Origin of the sequence: Klebsiella sp. KE9456 (genome assembly GCF_043832615.1) — a bacterium.
Taxonomy (GTDB): domain Bacteria; phylum Pseudomonadota; class Gammaproteobacteria; order Enterobacterales; family Enterobacteriaceae; genus Klebsiella; species Klebsiella indica.
This window is the reverse complement of the sequence record NZ_JBDYQK010000045.1, coordinates 1-17,223: the sequence shown is the minus strand read 5'-3', so window position 1 is coordinate 17,223 and position 17,223 is coordinate 1. Positions and strand designations below refer to the sequence as shown.

The window sequence follows — 17,223 nt, the reverse complement described above, 5'->3', positions numbered from 1 at the left end:
AACGGGATTGGTAGTATGAAGCATGAGAGTTACCTCGTGTTTTGTATAAGGATTCGACACCCATATCAAAACCGGTAACTCTCAACCTTTCAAGGCCATGTGTCAGATCAAGTCGCGACTAATACAACTTACCATCCTGTATCTTTTGAAGCATTCGGCCAAAATCGCCTTTCAGATGGTGACCGTGATATGCCGATGCACCTTCATCAGAGAATTCATCGACAACTTTTGCATCAGGGTTATCTTTCAGCCATCTCTCAAACAGACCTTTCTGGCGGCGTATTGAGTCACCACGTTCTTGTGGCTTACTGCTGAAACGAAGGTATGTAATTACTTGACGCATAGTGATAGACTCGACGTAAATGATTATCAATTAGCAAAGAACCTTGAAAAACTATGGCTTATGCTACCTCGCCGAATAGCTCAAATACAATGACCTTTGATTTACCTCGTCGCTTTCCGTGGCCCACGCTACTGTCCGTGGCTATCCATGGCGGTGTTGTCGCGGCGTTGCTTTATACATCGGTACATCAGGTTATTGAACGGCCTTCGCCATCACAGCCTATCGAGATTACGATGGTGGCTCCGGCAGATCTGGAGCCGCCCGCGGCCGCCCAGCCGGTAGTTGAACCCGTTGTGGAGCCAGAACCTGAACCCGAACCCGAAGTGATGCCGGAACCGCCTAAAGAGGCGCCGGTTGTTATCCATAAACCCAAGCCGAAACCAAAGCCAAAACCGAAACCGAAACCGGAAAAAAAGGTCGAACAGCCTAAGCGTGATGTGAAGCCTGCGGAAACCCGTTCGGCCTCGCCCTTTGAGAGCCAAAATACGGCACCTGCGCGTACTGCGCCGAGTACGTCTACAGCGGCGGCGAAGCCCACCGTAACGGCGCCAACCGGCCCTCAGGCATTACGCCGGGGTAAACCTGTATACCCTCCGCGCGCTCAGGCACTGCGTATCGAGGGATCGGTGAGGGTTAAGTTTGATGTTACGGCAGATGGTCGCGTGGATAACGTGCAGATCCTTTCCGCTCAACCCGCCAATATGTTTGAACGTGAAGTGAAAAACGCTTTACGTAAATGGCGTTATCAAGCGGGTAAACCGGGTACCGGAATCACCATGACCATTCAGTTCCGTCTCAAAGGCGTGGACATGAATTAATGGTGTGAAATCAGGCCACCCTCAGGAAATAAGGGAGGCCTGTCAACCTGTACTAATAAATCATTTGCTGATCCTTGAGACGTGGTGACATGTCTGGCAAGCAGGCTGAGAGATCACATTGAGCAGGTACACAATCAGCAACCGCAAACGCTGGGCCTCTTTTTGTTGACCGTTCACCCCCGGTGTGACACAGGGCGCGGCGTTACGGCGCCTTCTCCATCAATACCTCATCCAGCGCTTTCTGTGCGGTCACCAGATGTTGCCCGCCAAACAGAATCGCGCGATTCAGCAAGGTATAGAGCTGATAAAGGGGTTGACGTTCAAGGAACCCGGACGGCAGTGGTGAAACGGATTGGTAGCCATCATAAATTTGGGCCGGCTGTTCAGGATGTAGCGGTAGCATTGCCAGATCGCACTCTCTATCCCCCCAATAGCAGGCTGGATCGAAAATATAAGGCCCGTTTGGCCCGAGCGCGCAGTTACCGGACCATAAATCACCGTGGAGCAATGATGGCTGAGGTTGATGATTACTCAGCCGCTGTTGGACGGCGTTGACGAGGCTATCAATATTGCCAAAACGTAGGCCTTTTTCGGCAGCCAGTTCCAGTTGCCAGCCGATACGCTGCTCGGCGAAGAAGGTGGACCAGCGGCGCTGCCAGGCATTTGGTTGGGGAGTGGTGGAAAGGTGGTTATCGAAATCCAGGCCAAACTGGGGTTGATCGCTCCATTGATGTAAACGTGCAATTTGCTGGCCTAACAGGAAAGCGTTATGCGCATCCAGAGGGCGAGGCGGGAGATATTCCATGACCAGGAAACTGTAATCCCGATCGCTGCCAACAGCAAAAACCTGGGGCACATTAACGGTTTTACTGCGCGACAAGAGCTCGAGTTGATCGGCCTCGGCGGTAAATATGGGCAAAAGCTCCCGTTCGTCGCATTTTACGAAGTAATCCCGCCCGCCGAAGCGTAAATGCCAGGCTGCGTGAATCTCCCCCCCTGGTAGTTCACTGCGCAGTTCGATTTCAGCTGCTTCGCTGTGCCAGTCGCGTAACAAATTGCTGATAGCTTGCCACATGCTGTCTCTCCCCATGTTTTCCAACATTTCATAAGGTTAGCGCATAATCCGAGTGTAAAATTCGAACTGACGCACAACTGAACGTTTTCTGTTGCGCTAATCGCACTTATTGATCTTGTACCCACGCTAAACGTGAAAGCAGGCCAAAAGCATTGATCCCGGATATGTGAAGATTTTCGTCATCTTCATATAAGGCAACGTTAGTCTGGCGAAAAATACGACGACTTATCCTGCCAATGTAATGATTATTTATATCCGTAACAGTGGCGAAATACGTAATAATTGTGCTCCTTACTTTTAGAACGGTGTTATCCATGGATTTTTTAGCATAGACCATCGTGATGATTTGGCGACTCCCGCCGACGTGACAGCGGGAATCAAGAGACTAACGACCGCGCAGGTAGTCGTAGATTTTTTGCGTATTTTCCAGCGAGCAAAGTCGGGTACCCTGATTTATTGTTGCGGCGCTCCCCGCTGCAACACCAAAGCGAACCATATCTTCGAGCGAGGCGTTTTCCGCCAGCCGTAAGGTCATTGCGCCGACCATACTGTCCCCGGCGCCGACGGTACTCTGGCTTTTCATTGGCGGCGGTACGACCTGGACGCAGCCGTCCGCATCAACGCCTAAAGCCCCCTGCGGACCCAGTGAAACGACGACCCGATGGGCTTTTCCCGAGTCGATTAACTGTTGTGCGGCCTTGCGCACATCATCAGGCTGGCTGAGATCGCGTTGCACAAGGGCGCTAAGTTCTTTCTGATTCGGTTTTACCAGTTCAATATTGCCGACTTCAAGGGCCGCGGCGAGCGCCTCACCGGAGCTATCCACAATGCAGCGCAAGCCATGCTGTTGCGCATTTTTGACTAAGTGCCGCAGGTTATCGACGCTAATCCCTGGAGGCAGGCTCCCGCTGATGACTAACAGTGAGCCGGGCGTGAGCATGAGAACTTTTTCCTCAAGCAGATGGAACTCCTCCTTAGTTAATGCTGCGCCCGGCATCACGAAACGATACTGCTCACCGCTGGCGTTGACATGTACATGAAGATTCTGCCGTGTCCAGTCTGCCGCTTCTACCGTGTCCACCGGGACATGCTCACCCATCAGCAGTGTCGTCAGGTGTTCACCGGTGGCGCCGCCGACCGGGAAGATCGCGGTAGCGCTGCCGCCAAGAAAGGTAATCGCCCGCGCGACATTAATGCCGCCACCGCCAGGCTCAAACACAGGGGCGCTACAGCGTAACTTGCCTTCAGGATACATTTGCGGTGTTTGCGTAGCGCTGTCGAGAGAGGGGGCGAGCGTGAGCGTATAGATTTTGGTCATCCGATTTCCTCCATAATACGGGACTGCCACACTGTTTTTAAACCATAGCCGTCAACAGGGGCGAGAGAAGTCAATGTTAAGGATATGCATAAACGTTGCTGTTTTTATCTTTATGAACGAAAAATTGTTTTGAGAAGCGTCTTATACAAAAAATGAAATAGTAATTGATTGCTAAGTTAATCGTGCTTTTTTATAATTTACTCCCTTTCTTAGGGTCGACAATCAACGATCCTCGCGAAAGTTTCCGGGACCTTTCGAGTCTCCTTTTATGTGTACGGACTTTAAATTAAATGAAGCTTTTAAAGACAGTACCCGCAGCAGTCATGCTGGCGGGAGGGCTTTTTGCGTCTGCATGCGCAATCGCCGATGATTCCGTTTTTACTGTCATGGATGACCCTTCCACAGCCAAAAAACCTTTCGAAGGTACTGTTAATGCCGGCTATCTGGCGCAGTCCGGCAATACGAAAAGTTCCTCGATGACCGCGGACTCCACTTTGACCTGGTATGGTGGCACCACTGCATGGTCGTTGTGGGGGAATGCCAGCAATACCTCTTCAAACGATGAGCGTTCTTCAGAAAAGTACGCGGTTGGTGGGCGTAGCCGTTATAATCTGACTGACCAGAATTATCTTTTTGGTCAGGCAAGCTGGCTGACGGATCGTTATAACGGTTATCAGCAACGTGATGTGCTAACCGCAGGTTATGGTCGACAGGTTCTGAATGGCCCGATTTATAGTTTGCGTGTTGAATTTGGTCCTGGCGTACGTTATGACGAGTATACCGATGGCGATGACAAAACCCGGCCGCTGGGCTACGCATCAGGAACATGGGCGTGGCAGATGACGGATAACACCAAATTTACGCAGGGTGTCTCGGTATTCGGATCTGACGATACGACGCTGAACTCAGAAAGCGCATTAAACGTTGCTATCAATGCACATTTTGCTCTCAAAGTGGCCTATAACCTGACGTGGAACTCTCAGCCTCCTTCTTCAGCTCCGGAACATACTGACCGGCGCACGACAGTGTCGCTTGGATATAAAATGTAGTATTTTCAGGCCGGATTTTCCGGCCTGATCGTTTTAACATATAGCAATGTATAGTGTTATTATTTCTGGTCTCTTGTTTTGTCTTTTATAAAAAGAACGGGCCTGTATGCATTCCACGTAATCATTTTTTGCTAACCAATGCAGAGTTAATTTGACACAAAAAGACAACTATTTCCTCGGACAAAAATGTGATTTGGATCTATACTGGACAACAGTGGAGAAGCGGGTTTTTCCATGTTATTACCTGTAATAAATAAGAGAATAACTATCATGAGAAATAGCAAAATCGCACTGGCGGCAACAATGTTGTGCATGATATCTTTCGGCGCATTCGCTGCCACCCCGTTGCCCCAACCGGATGACAATCACCATACGCCAATCGGTATCGCTAAAGCCACCGATGTTGAAGCGGGCTCCAATATTGCGCCGGGTTCGCAATCAACCGGTCAGTCAATGAATGATGCATTTGATGTGCATAAGCTTGTAGCGGGTGAATGGTCCTGATATTCGACGGTAATCTATTTTATATTTGCGTATTTTTTCTGGCGATAAGCAGGTTAAAGATGTAGCCGCAGGCTTTTCGCATTTTTAATGTCAGATATTTATAGTGTCTATTGCTATTTTTTTTGCGATTGGGATTGTGTGCTATTATTCTCTTTATGGCGCAATGTTAACATAATTATCCAGCAATTTTTATTTCTCAATCAATAATAGCTATTGATACTCTAAATGATTCGAGTTTCAGAACAAAACGGTTAACCGTTTTGGACCCGCACTTGCGCGGGCCCTGCCTGTCGCGGGCCGGGGATGGGGCGAGTATTGCCAACGCACCGCAGCTTGAAATATGACGGGGATGACCTCACGTGACTTTAATCACACAGTAATGATGTGTAAACTAACCGTTGGTGTTATCAACGAGCGGCTGCAGGTGGGGGCGAATCGGGAAACGGTCGCAAACATACTTTCGCAGAGTGAAGCGGGAACTGGGTCTGAACTTGTTGATAATTATGATTATATTGTTTTGTATGTGCTCTTTCGTGTGGGGCACCACTGCAAATAAGGACATGAAATGCCTGTAATTACGCTTCCTGATGGCAGCCAACGCCATTTTGATCATGCTGTGAGCCCGATGGATGTTGCTCTGGATATCGGTCCGGGTCTGGCGAAAGCCACGATTGCTGGCCGTGTCAACGGCGAGCTGGTTGACGCCTGTGATCCCATTGAAAACGACGCAACGTTATCTATCATCACCGCTAAAGATGAAGATGGTCTTGAGATTATTCGTCACTCCTGCGCACACCTTTTGGGGCATGCGATTAAACAGCTGTGGCCAAATACCAGGATGGCGATCGGTCCGGTTGTCGACAATGGTTTCTATTATGATGTCGATCTGGACCATACCCTGACCCAGGAAGATATCGATGCGCTCGAAAAACGTATGCACGAGCTCGCCGAGAAAAACTATGATGTCATCAAGAAGAAAGTCAGCTGGCACGAAGCGCGTGAAACCTTTGTGAATCGCGGTGAGAGCTATAAAGTCTCTATTCTTGATGAAAATATTGCGCATGATGACAAACCTGGTTTGTATCATCACGAAGAATATATCGACATGTGCCGCGGGCCGCACGTGCCGAATATGCGTTTCTGTCATCATTTCAAATTAATGAAGACCGCGGGAGCGTACTGGCGCGGCGACAGTAACAATAAAATGCTGCAGCGTATCTACGGCACCGCCTGGGCGGATAAAAAATCGCTGAACGCCTATCTGCAGCGTCTTGAAGAAGCCGCAAAGCGTGACCACCGTAAAATCGGTAAGCAGCTTGACCTGTATCATATGCAGGAAGAGGCCCCGGGCATGGTGTTCTGGCACAACGACGGCTGGACTATCTTCCGTGAACTGGAAACGTTCGTGCGTTCTAAGCTGAAAGAGTACCAGTATCAGGAAGTTAAAGGCCCGTTTATGATGGACCGTGTGCTATGGGAAAAAACCGGCCACTGGGACAACTATAAAGATGCGATGTTCACCACGTCTTCTGAGAACCGTGAATATTGCATCAAGCCGATGAACTGTCCGGGGCACGTACAGATTTTCAACCAGGGGCTGAAATCCTACCGCGATCTGCCATTGCGTATGGCTGAATTCGGGAGTTGCCATCGTAACGAGCCGTCAGGCGCGCTGCATGGTCTGATGCGCGTACGTGGCTTTACTCAGGATGATGCGCATATCTTCTGTACGGAAGATCAGGTGCGTGATGAAGTGAACGCCTGTATTCGTATGGTCTACGATATGTACAGTACCTTTGGCTTCGATAAGATCGTCGTCAAACTGTCAACGCGTCCGGAAAAACGTATCGGTAGCGATGAAACATGGGATCGCGCTGAAGCGGATCTGGCGGTGGCGCTGGAAGAAAATAACATCCCGTTTGAATATCAACTGGGTGAGGGCGCATTTTATGGTCCGAAAATTGAATTTACGCTGTATGACTGCCTCGATCGTGCCTGGCAGTGCGGTACTGTACAGCTGGACTTCTCCCTGCCGCAGCGTTTAAGCGCCTCTTATGTTGGTGAAAATAATGAACGACAGGTTCCTGTAATGATTCACCGCGCTATTCTTGGTTCTCTGGAGCGTTTTATCGGCATCCTGACCGAAGAATTTGCGGGCTTCTTCCCAAGCTGGCTTGCGCCAGTCCAGGTCGTGGTCATGAATATTACGGATTCTCAGGCTGAATACGTTAACGAATTGACGCGTAAACTACAAAATGCGGGCATTCGCGTAAAAGCGGACTTGAGAAATGAGAAGATAGGCTTTAAAATCCGCGAGCATACTTTACGTCGTGTCCCGTATATGTTGGTCTGTGGCGACAAAGAAGTCGAAGCCGGCAAAGTGGCCGTGCGCACACGTCGCGGGAAAGACCTCGGCAGCATGGACGTAAATGAAATGATTGAGAAGCTGCAACAAGAAATTCGCAGCCGCAGTCTTCAACAACTGGAGGAATAAGGTATTAAAGGCGGAAAACGAGTTCAAACGGCACGTCCGAATCGTATTAATGGCGAGATTCGCGCCCAGGAAGTTCGCTTAACAGGTCTGGAAGGTGAGCAACTGGGTATTGTGAGTCTGAGAGAAGCTATCGAAAAGGCTGAAGAGGCTGGAGTAGACTTAGTTGAAATCAGCCCTAACGCCGAACCGCCAGTTTGTCGTATAATGGACTACGGCAAGTTCCTTTATGAAAAGAGTAAGTCTTCCAAGGAACAGAAGAAAAAGCAAAAAGTTATTCAGGTTAAGGAAATCAAATTCCGACCTGGCACCGATGATGGCGATTACCAGGTAAAACTCCGCAGCCTGGTTCGCTTTCTGGAAGATGGCGATAAGGCCAAAATCACACTGCGTTTTCGTGGTCGTGAAATGGCCCACCAACAGATCGGTATGGAAGTGCTTAACCGCGTCCGTGACGATCTGAGTGAACTGGCAGTAGTCGAATCCTTCCCCACGAAGATCGAAGGCCGCCAGATGATCATGGTGCTCGCTCCTAAGAAGAAACAGTAAGGCCTTCAAGTAGCAATACCCGTGGTGCCTGTTGTGGGTTCCGCGGGCGTTGTTCGCCTCAGTTTCGTTAATTAACAATGCGAAGTGGAAGTTATTAAAATGCCAAAAATTAAGACCGTACGCGGTGCTGCTAAGCGCTTCAAAAAAACCGGTAAAGGTGGTTTTAAGCATAAGCACGCTAACCTGCGTCATATTCTGACTAAAAAAGCTACTAAGCGTAAACGTCATCTGCGTCCGAAAGCCATGGTATCCAAAGGCGATCTGGGCCTGGTCATCGCGTGCCTGCCGTACGCATAAGTCGTTAACCCTTTTAACTTTTTAATTAGAATAGATACAGGAGAGCACATATGGCTCGCGTAAAACGTGGTGTAGTTGCCCGTGCACGTCACAAGAAAATTTTGAAACAAGCTAAAGGCTACTACGGTGCGCGTTCTCGCGTATACCGCGTTGCCTTCCAGGCTGTTATCAAAGCAGGTCAGTATGCTTACCGTGACCGTCGTCAACGTAAGCGTCAGTTCCGTCAACTGTGGATTGCGCGTATCAACGCAGCAGCACGTCAGAACGGTATTTCTTACAGCAAATTCATCAACGGCCTGAAAAAAGCCTCTGTTGAAATCGACCGTAAGATCCTGGCTGATATCGCCGTGTTCGACAAATTAGCGTTCTCCGCGCTGGTCGAAAAAGCGAAAGCAGCACTGGCATAAGCCAGTTGAAAGAGGGGGCTAGTCTCCCTCTTTTCGTTTCAGGAGTAGCAATACATTGACTTTTATAACCGTAAGCCTTTCAATACGGCCTTACGTTTCTTACCAGACAAGGTAACGCAAGCATGAATGCTGCTATTTTCCGTTTCTTTTTTTACTTTAGCACCTGAACGCAGGAGGCTAGCGCGTGAAAGAAGAAACGGAAAACAGCGCCCTGAAGCCTCCCAAGTGGAGGCTTTTTTTTACTCGTCGTATTCCAGGTTGCAAATGCGTTGCTGGCGATCGTTCACCCCGATCATGTGGTTATTATGTCAATGTCCGGGGGCGCACTCCTTCGCCGCTTGCCTGCAACTCGAACGACAGAGTAATGGTGTACAGCACAGATAAATTTAGTCCAACGAACCGGTGTCTGCACCGACACAATGAGGAAAACCATGTCACATCTCGCAGAGCTGGTTGCCAGTGCGAAGGCAGCCATTAACGAGGCATCAGATGTTGCTACGCTGGATAATGTCCGCGTGGAATACCTGGGGAAGAAAGGGCAGTTAACCCTTCAGATGACAACCCTGCGTGAGCTGCCTGCTGAAGAGCGTCCGGCAGCCGGTGCGGTTATCAACGAAGCCAAAGAGCAGGTTCAGCAGGCGCTAAATGCGCGTAAAGCTGAGCTCGAAAGCGCGGCGCTCAATGCCCGTCTGGCCGCTGAGACTATCGATATCTCTCTGCCAGGACGTCGTATCGAAAACGGCGGTCTGCATCCGGTTACCCGTACCATCGACCGCATTGAAAGTTTCTTCGGTGAGCTTGGCTTTACCGTTGCGACCGGCCCGGAAATTGAAGATGATTACCACAACTTCGATGCCTTAAACATTCCCGGTCACCATCCGGCACGCGCTGACCACGACACTTTCTGGTTTGATGCCACCCGCCTTCTGCGCACGCAGACATCAGGCGTGCAGATTCGCACCATGGCTAACCAACAGCCGCCGATCCGCATTATTGCGCCTGGCCGCGTGTATCGTAACGACTACGATCAAACCCACACCCCAATGTTCCACCAAATGGAAGGACTGATCGTTGATACGAATATCAGCTTCACCAACCTGAAGGGAACGCTGCACGATTTTTTGCGTAACTTCTTTGAAGAAGATCTGCAAATTCGTTTTCGTCCGTCCTATTTCCCGTTTACTGAACCGTCTGCCGAAGTGGATGTCATGGGTAAAAATGGTAAATGGCTGGAAGTGCTCGGCTGTGGCATGGTGCATCCGAATGTACTACGCAATGTCGGTATTGATCCAGAAATCTACTCTGGCTTTGCTTTCGGCATGGGCATGGAGCGGTTGACGATGCTGCGCTATGGCGTAACCGACTTACGCGCATTCTTCGAAAACGATTTGCGTTTCCTCAAACAGTTTAAATAAGGGCAGGACAGAACAATGAAATTCAGTGAACTGTGGTTACGCGAGTGGGTGAACCCGGCTATCGATAGCGCAGCGCTTGCAGAACAGATAACCATGGCCGGGCTCGAAGTGGATGGCGTAGAGCCCGTAGCGGGAAGCTTTAATGGCGTTGTTGTGGGGGAGGTGGTTGAATGCGCGCAGCACCCCAATGCCGATAAACTGCGGGTAACGAAAATCAACATCGGTGGCGAACGTCTGCTGGACATCGTTTGCGGCGCGCCAAACTGCCGTCAGGGCCTGAAGGTCGCCGTTGCGACCATTGGCGCGGTTCTGCCGGGCGATTTCAAAATTAAAGCAGCTAAACTACGCGGTGAGCCGTCAGAAGGAATGCTGTGCTCGTTCTCCGAACTGGGGATTTCCGACGACCATAGTGGCATCATCGAGTTGCCTGCCGATGCGCCGCTGGGGACCGACATCCGCGAATACCTGAAGCTGGACGATAACGCCATCGAAATCAGCGTGACGCCGAACCGCGCGGACTGTCTGGGGATTATCGGCGTGGCACGCGATGTGGCGGTACTTAACAAAGCACCGCTGAATATGCCAGAAATCACGCCGGTTGCGGCGACCATTGATGATGTTCTGCCCATTCAGGTTGACGCCACGGATGCATGTCCGCGCTATCTGGGCCGCGTAGTAAAAGGTATTAATGTCAGCGCGCCGACGCCGCTGTGGATGAAAGAGAAACTGCGCCGTTGTGGTATCCGCTCTATTGACGCAGTGGTTGATGTGACCAACTATGTGCTGCTCGAACTGGGTCAGCCGATGCATGCATTCGACAAAGATCGCATTGAAGGCGGGATTGTCGTACGTATGGCGCATGCAGGAGAAACCCTGGTGCTGCTGGACGGTTCCAAGGCGACGCTGGATACCGACACCCTGGTTATTGCTGACCATCAGAAAGCGCTGGCAATGGGCGGGATCTTCGGCGGTGAGCATTCCGGTGTGAATGGGGAAACGCAAAACGTTCTGCTGGAATGTGCTTTCTTTAGCCCACTGTCTATTACCGGTCGTGCGCGTCGCCACGGTCTGCATACGGATGCTTCCCACCGCTATGAACGCGGTGTGGACCCGGCGTTGCAGTACAAAGCAATGGAGCGCGCCACCCGTTTGTTGATCGATATTTGCGGTGGTGAAGCCGGTCCGGTTATCGACGTTACAAATGAGGCGACGCTGCCTGAACGGGCGCGCATTACATTGCGCCGTAGCAAGCTGGATCGTCTGATCGGGCATCACATTTCGGATGAGCTGGTGGGTGATATTCTGCGCCGTCTTGGCTGTGAAGTGGCAGAAGGTCAGGATGAGTGGAAAGCGGTTGCGCCGAGCTGGCGTTTCGACATGGAGATTGAAGAAGACCTGGTCGAAGAAGTGGCGCGCGTGTATGGCTACAATAACATTCCTGACAAGCCGATTCAGGCAGGTTTAATCATGGGTAGCCATCGTGAAGCCAGCTTGTCGCTGAAACGTGTGAAAACCATGCTTAATGACAAAGGTTATCAGGAAGTGATCACCTATAGCTTTGTCGATCCGAAGGTTCAGCAACTGTTACATCCGGGGGAAGAGGCGCTGATTCTACCAAGCCCGATCTCCATAGAGATGTCGGCCATGCGTCTTTCACTGTGGACCGGTCTGTTGTCAACCGTGGTCTATAACCAGAACCGGCAGCAGAATCGTGTGCGCATCTTCGAAACCGGTCTGCGTTTTGTGCCGGATACCCAGGCATATCTGGGTATTCGTCAGGATCTGATGCTGGCGGGCGTCATTTGCGGCAACCGCTATGAAGAACACTGGAATCTGGCGAAAGAGACCGTTGATTTTTATGATCTGAAAGGCGATCTGGAGGCGGTGCTGGAACTCACCGGTAAACTGGCCGACATTCAGTTCAGGGCGGAAGCGAATCCGGCACTGCATCCAGGCCAGTCGGCAGCGATTTATCTGAAAGGTGAACGCATTGGTTTTATTGGGGTTGTTCATCCCGAACTGGAACGTAAACTGGATCTGAACGGTCGCACTTTGGTATTTGAACTGGAGTGGAACAAGCTTGCAGACCGCGTGGTGCCTCAGGCGCGCGAGATTTCTCGCTTCCCGGCTAACCGTCGTGACATCGCTGTTGTTGTGGCGGAAAATGTGCCGGCAGCCGATGTTTTAGCCGAGTGTAAGAAAGTTGGCGTAAATCAGGTAGTTGGCGTAAACTTATTTGACGTGTACTGCGGTAAAGGTGTGGCGGAAGGCTTTAAGAGTCTTGCGATTAGCCTAATCCTCCAGGATACCAGCCGTACACTCGAAGAAGAGGAGATTGCCGCTACCGTCGCCAAATGTGTAGAGGCATTGAAAGAGCGATTCCAGGCATCATTGAGGGATTGAACCTATGGCGCTTACAAAAGCTGAAATGTCAGAATATCTGTTTGATAAGCTTGGGCTTAGCAAGCGGGATGCTAAAGAGCTGGTAGAGTTGTTTTTCGAAGAGGTCCGTCGCGCTCTGGAAAACGGTGAGCAGGTAAAACTCTCCGGGTTCGGCAACTTCGATTTGCGTGATAAGAACCAACGCCCGGGTCGTAATCCGAAAACGGGAGAGGATATTCCAATCACAGCCCGGCGAGTTGTGACGTTCAGACCCGGTCAGAAGCTAAAAAGCCGTGTCGAAAATGCGTCACCCAGAGACAAATAATCTGAACTAACCAAAAAGGCCGCTATGCGGCCTTTTTTCTTTTCTTTGCTGAATACAGTAAAATCAATCACATTCCTGTTGTGGATTTCGGAATCTATGCTGATTTTTGCTCAAATTCAACGGCGTCATAACTGGCGATGGCTTGCCGGATTAACGCTGTTGTTGTTGATAACGTCAATCATCAGCCTGTGCGCAGGCGACCAGTGGATAGGCCCTGGCGAATGGTTCAGCGCCAAAGGCGAGCTTTTTATCTGGCAGATCCGTCTGCCGCGGACGCTGGCTGTTTTGCTGGTCGGCGCCGCGCTGGCGCTTTCGGGGGCGGTTATGCAGGCGTTGTTTGAAAACCCGCTGGCCGAACCAGGGCTGCTGGGGGTTTCCAACGGTGCCGGGGTGGGCTTGATTGCAGCCGTTTTGTTGGGCAAAGGGTGGCTGCCCGACTGGGCTCTGGGGCTGTGCGCGATCATGGGGGCGCTGATCATCACCTTTATTTTACTGCGCTTCGCCAGGCGGCATTTATCAACCAGTCGTCTGCTGCTGGCGGGCGTTGCGCTCGGCATTATTTGTAGCGCGCTGATGACCTGGGCGGTCTATTTTTCCACGTCGTTTGATCTTCGCCAACTGATGTACTGGATGATGGGCGGTTTTGGCGGCGTTGACTGGCAACAGCTATGGTTGATGCTGGCGTTATTACCGGTGTTGGCCTGGGTGTGCCTGCAATCGCAGCCGCTGAATTTATTGGCGCTGGGGGAGGTTTCTGCTCGCCAGTTGGGATTGCCGCTGGCGCTGTGGCGTAACCTGCTGGTAATCACCACGGGCTGGCTGGTGGGCGTCAGCGTGGCGCTGGCCGGGGCAATTGGTTTTATCGGTCTGGTTATTCCGCATATTCTGCGTTTATGCGGTTTGAGCGATCATCGCGTGCTGCTCCCGGCCTGTCTGTTAGCGGGAGCCAGCGCACTGCTGGTGGCCGACATTGTCGCGCGTCTGGCGCTGCCGGCGGCGGAGTTACCTATCGGTGTGGTCACCGCTACGCTGGGGGCGCCGGTGTTTGTCTGGTTATTATTGAAATCTGCGCGTCCGCAATGATAGGTCAACGCTTCCCCCGCAGGCGCTGCGCCTGTGGGGGAAAAACGTGTTACCAGCCTTTAATGGCATCGCCTTTGTAGACTTCCGCAGCTTTGTCGGCAACATCCTGGGTCTGGAACGCATTTTTCAGTTCCTGAACCTTCTTGCTGTCTTTATTATCCTGACGGGAAACGATGGCGTTGACGTACGGAGAGTCCGGGCCTTCCATAAATAAACCATCGCGGGCAGCGGACAAACCCGCCTGGGCGGAGAAGTTAGTATTAATAATCGACAGCGCAACGTTTGGGTCATCCAGCGTGCGGGTCAACTGCGGCGTATCGACTTCGACAATTTTCAGTTGTTTGGGATTGTTGATAATATCCAGTGTTGTCGGCAGGTAACCCACGCCATCCTTCAGCTTGATTAAACCCTGGGCCTGCAGCAGCAACAGGCTGCGTCCCAGCGTCGTGGCTTCATTTGACAGAGTAATTGTCGCACCATCTGGCAATTCACTGATATTTTTGATTTTCTTAGAGTAAGCCGCAATCGGGAAAACAAAAGTTTTACCGACAATAGCAAATTTATAGCCGCGTTCTTTTGACTGCGCGTCAAGATACGGTAGCGTCTGGAAAGCGTTAACATCGACGTCTTTATTGTTTAAGGCTTCGTTAGGCAGCACGTAATCATTAAACGAGATCACTTCGACATTAAGGTTGTATTTTTCTTTAGCCACATGTTCTACGACTTTCCAGATAGCTTCATCCGGCCCGGTGTTAATTGCTACTTTAATCTTATTATCTTCATCCGGCGAGCAGGCTGATAACAGCGTGACGGAAGCCGCAATTAACACTGCGCTAAATATCTTTTTCATCAATAAAACTCTCTTAAATTAACAAACTGCGAGATAGTATTATACCCTAAATTATTCGAGTTGCAGGAAGGCGGCGACGCAGTGAATCCCCGGGAGCGTACTCCAGTACGTGACTGGGGTGAACGAGGAAAGCCAACGCACATGCAACTTGAAGTATGACGGGTATATATCCATTTACCTCTGTACACTGAATTACTCGGCCGCTGTTGCGGCCAATGTATGTCGCGCGCTTTGTTACATCAAGAGACACTCCTGGGCGATTCAAAGTAGAATGACATGGCCTGAATCCGCTACAGTAGATAAGGATCACCTGACGCAGAAACCGTTTTATTCACTGAGGGAAGGCTATGCAACACGATATTCTTAATACTGAAGTCACCACCATTGATGGTGAGAAAACAACGCTTCTGCCCTATGCCGGCAAGGTGTTGTTGATCGTTAACGTCGCCTCGAAATGTGGCCTGACCCCGCAATATGCGCAGTTAGAAGCACTGCAAAAAGATCTCGAAAGCGAAGGTTTTAGCGTGCTAGGCTTCCCGTGTAATCAGTTCCTCGGACAGGAGCCAGGCAGTGAGGAGGAGATTAAAACGTTCTGTAGCACGACCTATGGCGTGACTTTCCCCATGTTCAGCAAAATTGATGTCAATGGCGAACATCGTGCGCCTTTGTATCAGAAGCTGGTTGATTCCGCGCCGCAGGCGGTGGCGCCTGAAGGCAGTGGCTTCTATGAGCGCATGGCCAGTAAAGGTCGGGCACCGCTGTATGTGGATGATATTTTGTGGAACTTCGAAAAATTCCTGATTGGCCGTGACGGTCAGGTCATCTGCCGGTTCTCCCCGGATATGACGCCGGACGATCCGCAACTGGCAGCAGCCATTAAAGAGGCATTAGCGAAATAATGCCGTTTTTAATGCAGTTACAGGATGTTGAGGAAACGGGGCGTCTGGCGCCGTTTTCTGCAGATGTCCGACAAGGTGAAATTATTCACCTTGTGGGGCCGAACGGCGCGGGAAAGAGCACGCTGTTAGCGCGAATGGCGGGTCTCGCGACGGGACCTGGGCGGGTCATGCTGAACGAGCGGCCGTTAAGCGACTGGCCGGCACAGGCTCTGGCGCATCATCGCGCCTGGCTGTGTCAACATCAGATGCCGCCCTTCGCGATGCCGGTCTGGCATTATCTGTCACTGCATTTGCAGAACGGTATGCACAACGCGCTACTGGAGAATGTCGCCGGGACGCTGGGTCTTAGCGATAAACTTGAGCGTCAGGTAAACCACATTTCTGGCGGAGAATGGCAGCGGGTGCGCCTGGCGGCGGTAATATTGCAAATCCATCCTCAGGCCAATCCATCCGGGCAATTATTACTGCTGGATGAGCCAATGAACAGCCTTGATGTGGCGCAGCAGGCTGCGCTCGATCGGCTATTAAGCGAACTTAGCGCTTCAGGGGTCGCTATCGTGATGAGCAGCCACGACCTCAATCATACTCTCCGGCATGCCCATCATTCCTGGCTTATCTGTCAGGGGAAAACAATCGCCTGTGGCCGGACGTGTGAAGTACTGAGCGAAGAAAACTTAACCGCTGCCTATGCCATGGCTTTCCGAAGAGTGGAGGTGGCAGGCCATCTTATGCTCGTTGCATCACAGTAGCACGCCGTTACCTTGTCAGTAGGTTGATAAACAGGCTAGATTATCCTGGTAATTAAACAGGGAACAGAGGGTTCGTCTGAGATGCGTTACTGGTTCATTTTGTTCGTTGCGCTCTTTTTGGCGGGCTGTAGCAGCCATCGGGCACCGCCGCCTGACCCGCGGCTTGCCGATCCTATTGTCGTGGTCGCCAACCTGAACGAGCAGTTACAAAACTGGCGTGGCGCGCCGTACCGCTATGGCGGAATGTCGCCTCGCGGCGTTGATTGTTCGGGATTCGTGGTGATGACTTTCCGCGATAAATTCTCGATGCAACTGCCACGGGAAACCCGTGAGCAGGCGGAAATCGGCACGGAAATCGATAAGAGCGAACTGCAACCCGGTGACCTGGTCTTTTTCAAGACCGGTTCTGGCGAGAGCGGTCTGCACGTGGGGATTTACGATACCAATAACCAGTTTATCCACGCGTCAACCAGTCAGGGCGTGACGCGTTCATCGTTAAATAATGTCTACTGGCATAAAAAATTCTGGCAGGCGAGAAGGATCTAAATAACTGCTCGGAATAGTAGATCACTCAGGGGGAACTCAGTCCGGTTTATGCGATCTGATCAATCGCTGAATATCCCAAATCACCAACCGGACTGAGCGATGCCGATCATAGCACCAATACCC

General features: G+C 51.1%; 19 protein-coding genes and 1 other annotated feature. Of the genes, 15 read left to right on the top strand and 4 right to left on the bottom strand.

Features of this window, described 5'->3' with window-relative positions:
* Positions 1 to 118: 118 nt before the first annotated feature.
* Positions 119 to 343 (bottom strand): recombinase family protein, encoded by a 225-nt coding sequence (locus tag ABK821_RS24895; protein WP_395034204.1) that lies wholly within the window; start codon positions 341 to 343, stop codon positions 119 to 121.
* A gap of 89 nt (positions 344 to 432) precedes the next feature.
* Between ABK821_RS24895 and tonB the strand changes: the two genes are divergently transcribed.
* Positions 433 to 1,161, top strand: a complete 729-nt coding sequence (gene tonB, locus ABK821_RS24890; RefSeq protein WP_206665969.1) for a TonB system transport protein TonB — start codon at positions 433 to 435, stop codon at positions 1,159 to 1,161.
* Between the two features lie 202 nt (positions 1,162 to 1,363).
* Here the strand turns inward: tonB and ABK821_RS24885 are convergent, their stop codons facing one another.
* Together ABK821_RS24885 and pfkB are read right to left on the bottom strand one after the other, a co-directional pair.
* A complete protein-coding gene (locus tag ABK821_RS24885; RefSeq protein ID WP_138360367.1) occupies positions 1,364 to 2,236 on the bottom strand; it encodes a fructosamine kinase family protein in 873 nt (290 codons plus the stop codon).
* Positions 2,237 to 2,621: 385 nt separating this feature from the next.
* Positions 2,622 to 3,554, bottom strand: coding sequence for a 6-phosphofructokinase II (pfkB, locus tag ABK821_RS24880; RefSeq protein WP_395034203.1), 933 nt, complete (start codon positions 3,552 to 3,554; stop codon positions 2,622 to 2,624).
* Between the two features lie 290 nt (positions 3,555 to 3,844).
* On the opposite strand from pfkB, the gene ABK821_RS24875 reads away from it, so the two are divergent.
* The 11 genes from ABK821_RS24875 (at position 3,845) to btuC (ending at position 14,056) form a co-directional block, all read left to right on the top strand.
* Positions 3,845 to 4,603, top strand: coding sequence for a YdiY family protein (locus ABK821_RS24875; RefSeq protein ID WP_138360369.1), 759 nt, complete (start codon positions 3,845 to 3,847; stop codon positions 4,601 to 4,603).
* A 270-nt stretch (positions 4,604 to 4,873) separates the two neighbouring features.
* Entirely contained in the window at positions 4,874 to 5,107 is a 234-nt protein-coding gene (locus ABK821_RS24870; protein WP_138360370.1) for a hypothetical protein, read from the top strand.
* 565 nt (positions 5,108 to 5,672) lie between these two features.
* Complete coding sequence (thrS, locus tag ABK821_RS24865) at positions 5,673 to 7,601, top strand: threonine--tRNA ligase (protein WP_138360371.1); 1,929 nt, start codon at positions 5,673 to 5,675, stop codon at positions 7,599 to 7,601.
* 3 nt (positions 7,602 to 7,604) lie between these two features.
* Positions 7,605 to 8,147 (top strand): translation initiation factor IF-3, encoded by a 543-nt coding sequence (gene infC / locus ABK821_RS24860; protein WP_071845866.1) that lies wholly within the window; start codon positions 7,605 to 7,607, stop codon positions 8,145 to 8,147.
* Between the two features lie 99 nt (positions 8,148 to 8,246).
* Complete coding sequence (gene rpmI / locus ABK821_RS24855; protein ID WP_001124225.1) at positions 8,247 to 8,444, top strand: 50S ribosomal protein L35; 198 nt, start codon at positions 8,247 to 8,249, stop codon at positions 8,442 to 8,444.
* A gap of 50 nt (positions 8,445 to 8,494) precedes the next feature.
* Positions 8,495 to 8,851, top strand: coding sequence for a 50S ribosomal protein L20 (gene rplT, locus ABK821_RS24850; protein ID WP_138360372.1), 357 nt, complete (start codon positions 8,495 to 8,497; stop codon positions 8,849 to 8,851).
* 117 nt (positions 8,852 to 8,968) lie between these two features.
* Positions 8,969 to 9,093, top strand: a sequence feature (Phe leader region).
* Positions 8,974 to 9,018 (top strand): pheST operon leader peptide PheM, encoded by a 45-nt coding sequence (pheM, locus tag ABK821_RS24845; protein ID WP_001386830.1) that lies wholly within the window; start codon positions 8,974 to 8,976, stop codon positions 9,016 to 9,018. (Overlaps the previous feature by 45 nt.)
* Positions 9,094 to 9,282: 189 nt before the next feature.
* Positions 9,283 to 10,266, top strand: a complete 984-nt coding sequence (gene pheS / locus ABK821_RS24840; RefSeq protein ID WP_138360374.1) for a phenylalanine--tRNA ligase subunit alpha — start codon at positions 9,283 to 9,285, stop codon at positions 10,264 to 10,266.
* Between the two features lie 15 nt (positions 10,267 to 10,281).
* Positions 10,282 to 12,669 carry a phenylalanine--tRNA ligase subunit beta gene (pheT, locus tag ABK821_RS24835; RefSeq protein WP_343179153.1) on the top strand — a complete coding sequence of 796 codons (2,388 nt, stop codon included), beginning with the start codon at positions 10,282 to 10,284 and terminating at the stop codon, positions 12,667 to 12,669.
* A gap of 4 nt (positions 12,670 to 12,673) precedes the next feature.
* The gene (ihfA, locus tag ABK821_RS24830; protein WP_004102960.1) at positions 12,674 to 12,973 is read left to right on the top strand and encodes an integration host factor subunit alpha; all 300 of its coding nucleotides are present in this window, start codon (positions 12,674 to 12,676) and stop codon (positions 12,971 to 12,973) included.
* Between the two features lie 96 nt (positions 12,974 to 13,069).
* The gene (btuC, locus tag ABK821_RS24825) at positions 13,070 to 14,056 is read left to right on the top strand and encodes a vitamin B12 ABC transporter permease BtuC (protein WP_138360376.1); all 987 of its coding nucleotides are present in this window, start codon (positions 13,070 to 13,072) and stop codon (positions 14,054 to 14,056) included.
* Between the two features lie 49 nt (positions 14,057 to 14,105).
* On the opposite strand, the gene ABK821_RS24820 is transcribed toward btuC, so the two are convergent.
* A complete protein-coding gene (locus tag ABK821_RS24820) occupies positions 14,106 to 14,906 on the bottom strand; it encodes a MetQ/NlpA family lipoprotein (protein ID WP_308561434.1) in 801 nt (266 codons plus the stop codon).
* A gap of 347 nt (positions 14,907 to 15,253) precedes the next feature.
* Here ABK821_RS24820 and ABK821_RS24815 point away from each other — a divergent pair, with 347 nt between their 5' ends.
* The 3 genes from ABK821_RS24815 (at position 15,254) to ABK821_RS24805 (ending at position 17,100) form a co-directional block, all read left to right on the top strand.
* The gene (locus tag ABK821_RS24815) at positions 15,254 to 15,805 is read left to right on the top strand and encodes a glutathione peroxidase (RefSeq protein ID WP_138360378.1); all 552 of its coding nucleotides are present in this window, start codon (positions 15,254 to 15,256) and stop codon (positions 15,803 to 15,805) included.
* Complete coding sequence (gene btuD / locus ABK821_RS24810) at positions 15,805 to 16,554, top strand: vitamin B12 ABC transporter ATP-binding protein BtuD (protein WP_138360379.1); 750 nt, start codon at positions 15,805 to 15,807, stop codon at positions 16,552 to 16,554. The genes ABK821_RS24815 and btuD overlap by 1 nt, the downstream gene beginning before the upstream one ends.
* A gap of 81 nt (positions 16,555 to 16,635) precedes the next feature.
* On the top strand, positions 16,636 to 17,100 hold the full coding sequence (locus ABK821_RS24805; protein WP_138360380.1) for an NlpC/P60 family protein: 465 nt from the start codon (positions 16,636 to 16,638) through the stop codon (positions 17,098 to 17,100).
* The last annotated feature ends 123 nt before the right edge of the window (positions 17,101 to 17,223 follow it).

What these genes read in the sequence shown, in the direction of transcription:
- ABK821_RS24870 (WP_138360370.1), top strand. Translation starts at nt 4,874, where the DNA reads ATGAGAAATAGCAAAATCGCACTGGCGGCAACAATGTTGTGCATGATA.
- ABK821_RS24815 (WP_138360378.1), top strand. Translation starts at nt 15,254, where the DNA reads ATGCAACACGATATTCTTAATACTGAAGTCACCACCATTGATGGTGAG.
- ABK821_RS24820 (WP_308561434.1), bottom strand. Translation starts at nt 14,906, where the DNA reads ATGAAAAAGATATTTAGCGCAGTGTTAATTGCGGCTTCCGTCACGCTG.
- ABK821_RS24895 (WP_395034204.1), bottom strand. Translation starts at nt 343, where the DNA reads ATGCGTCAAGTAATTACATACCTTCGTTTCAGCAGTAAGCCACAAGAA.
- tonB (WP_206665969.1), top strand. Translation starts at nt 433, where the DNA reads ATGACCTTTGATTTACCTCGTCGCTTTCCGTGGCCCACGCTACTGTCC.
- rplT (WP_138360372.1), top strand. Translation starts at nt 8,495, where the DNA reads ATGGCTCGCGTAAAACGTGGTGTAGTTGCCCGTGCACGTCACAAGAAA.
- pheT (WP_343179153.1), top strand. Translation starts at nt 10,282, where the DNA reads ATGAAATTCAGTGAACTGTGGTTACGCGAGTGGGTGAACCCGGCTATC.
- rpmI (WP_001124225.1), top strand. Translation starts at nt 8,247, where the DNA reads ATGCCAAAAATTAAGACCGTACGCGGTGCTGCTAAGCGCTTCAAAAAA.
- ihfA (WP_004102960.1), top strand. Translation starts at nt 12,674, where the DNA reads ATGGCGCTTACAAAAGCTGAAATGTCAGAATATCTGTTTGATAAGCTT.
- ABK821_RS24885 (WP_138360367.1), bottom strand. Translation starts at nt 2,236, where the DNA reads ATGTGGCAAGCTATCAGCAATTTGTTACGCGACTGGCACAGCGAAGCA.
- ABK821_RS24805 (WP_138360380.1), top strand. Translation starts at nt 16,636, where the DNA reads ATGCGTTACTGGTTCATTTTGTTCGTTGCGCTCTTTTTGGCGGGCTGT.
- pfkB (WP_395034203.1), bottom strand. Translation starts at nt 3,554, where the DNA reads ATGACCAAAATCTATACGCTCACGCTCGCCCCCTCTCTCGACAGCGCT.
- ABK821_RS24875 (WP_138360369.1), top strand. Translation starts at nt 3,845, where the DNA reads ATGAAGCTTTTAAAGACAGTACCCGCAGCAGTCATGCTGGCGGGAGGG.
- thrS (WP_138360371.1), top strand. Translation starts at nt 5,673, where the DNA reads ATGCCTGTAATTACGCTTCCTGATGGCAGCCAACGCCATTTTGATCAT.
- btuC (WP_138360376.1), top strand. Translation starts at nt 13,070, where the DNA reads ATGCTGATTTTTGCTCAAATTCAACGGCGTCATAACTGGCGATGGCTT.
- pheS (WP_138360374.1), top strand. Translation starts at nt 9,283, where the DNA reads ATGTCACATCTCGCAGAGCTGGTTGCCAGTGCGAAGGCAGCCATTAAC.
- btuD (WP_138360379.1), top strand. Translation starts at nt 15,805, where the DNA reads ATGCCGTTTTTAATGCAGTTACAGGATGTTGAGGAAACGGGGCGTCTG.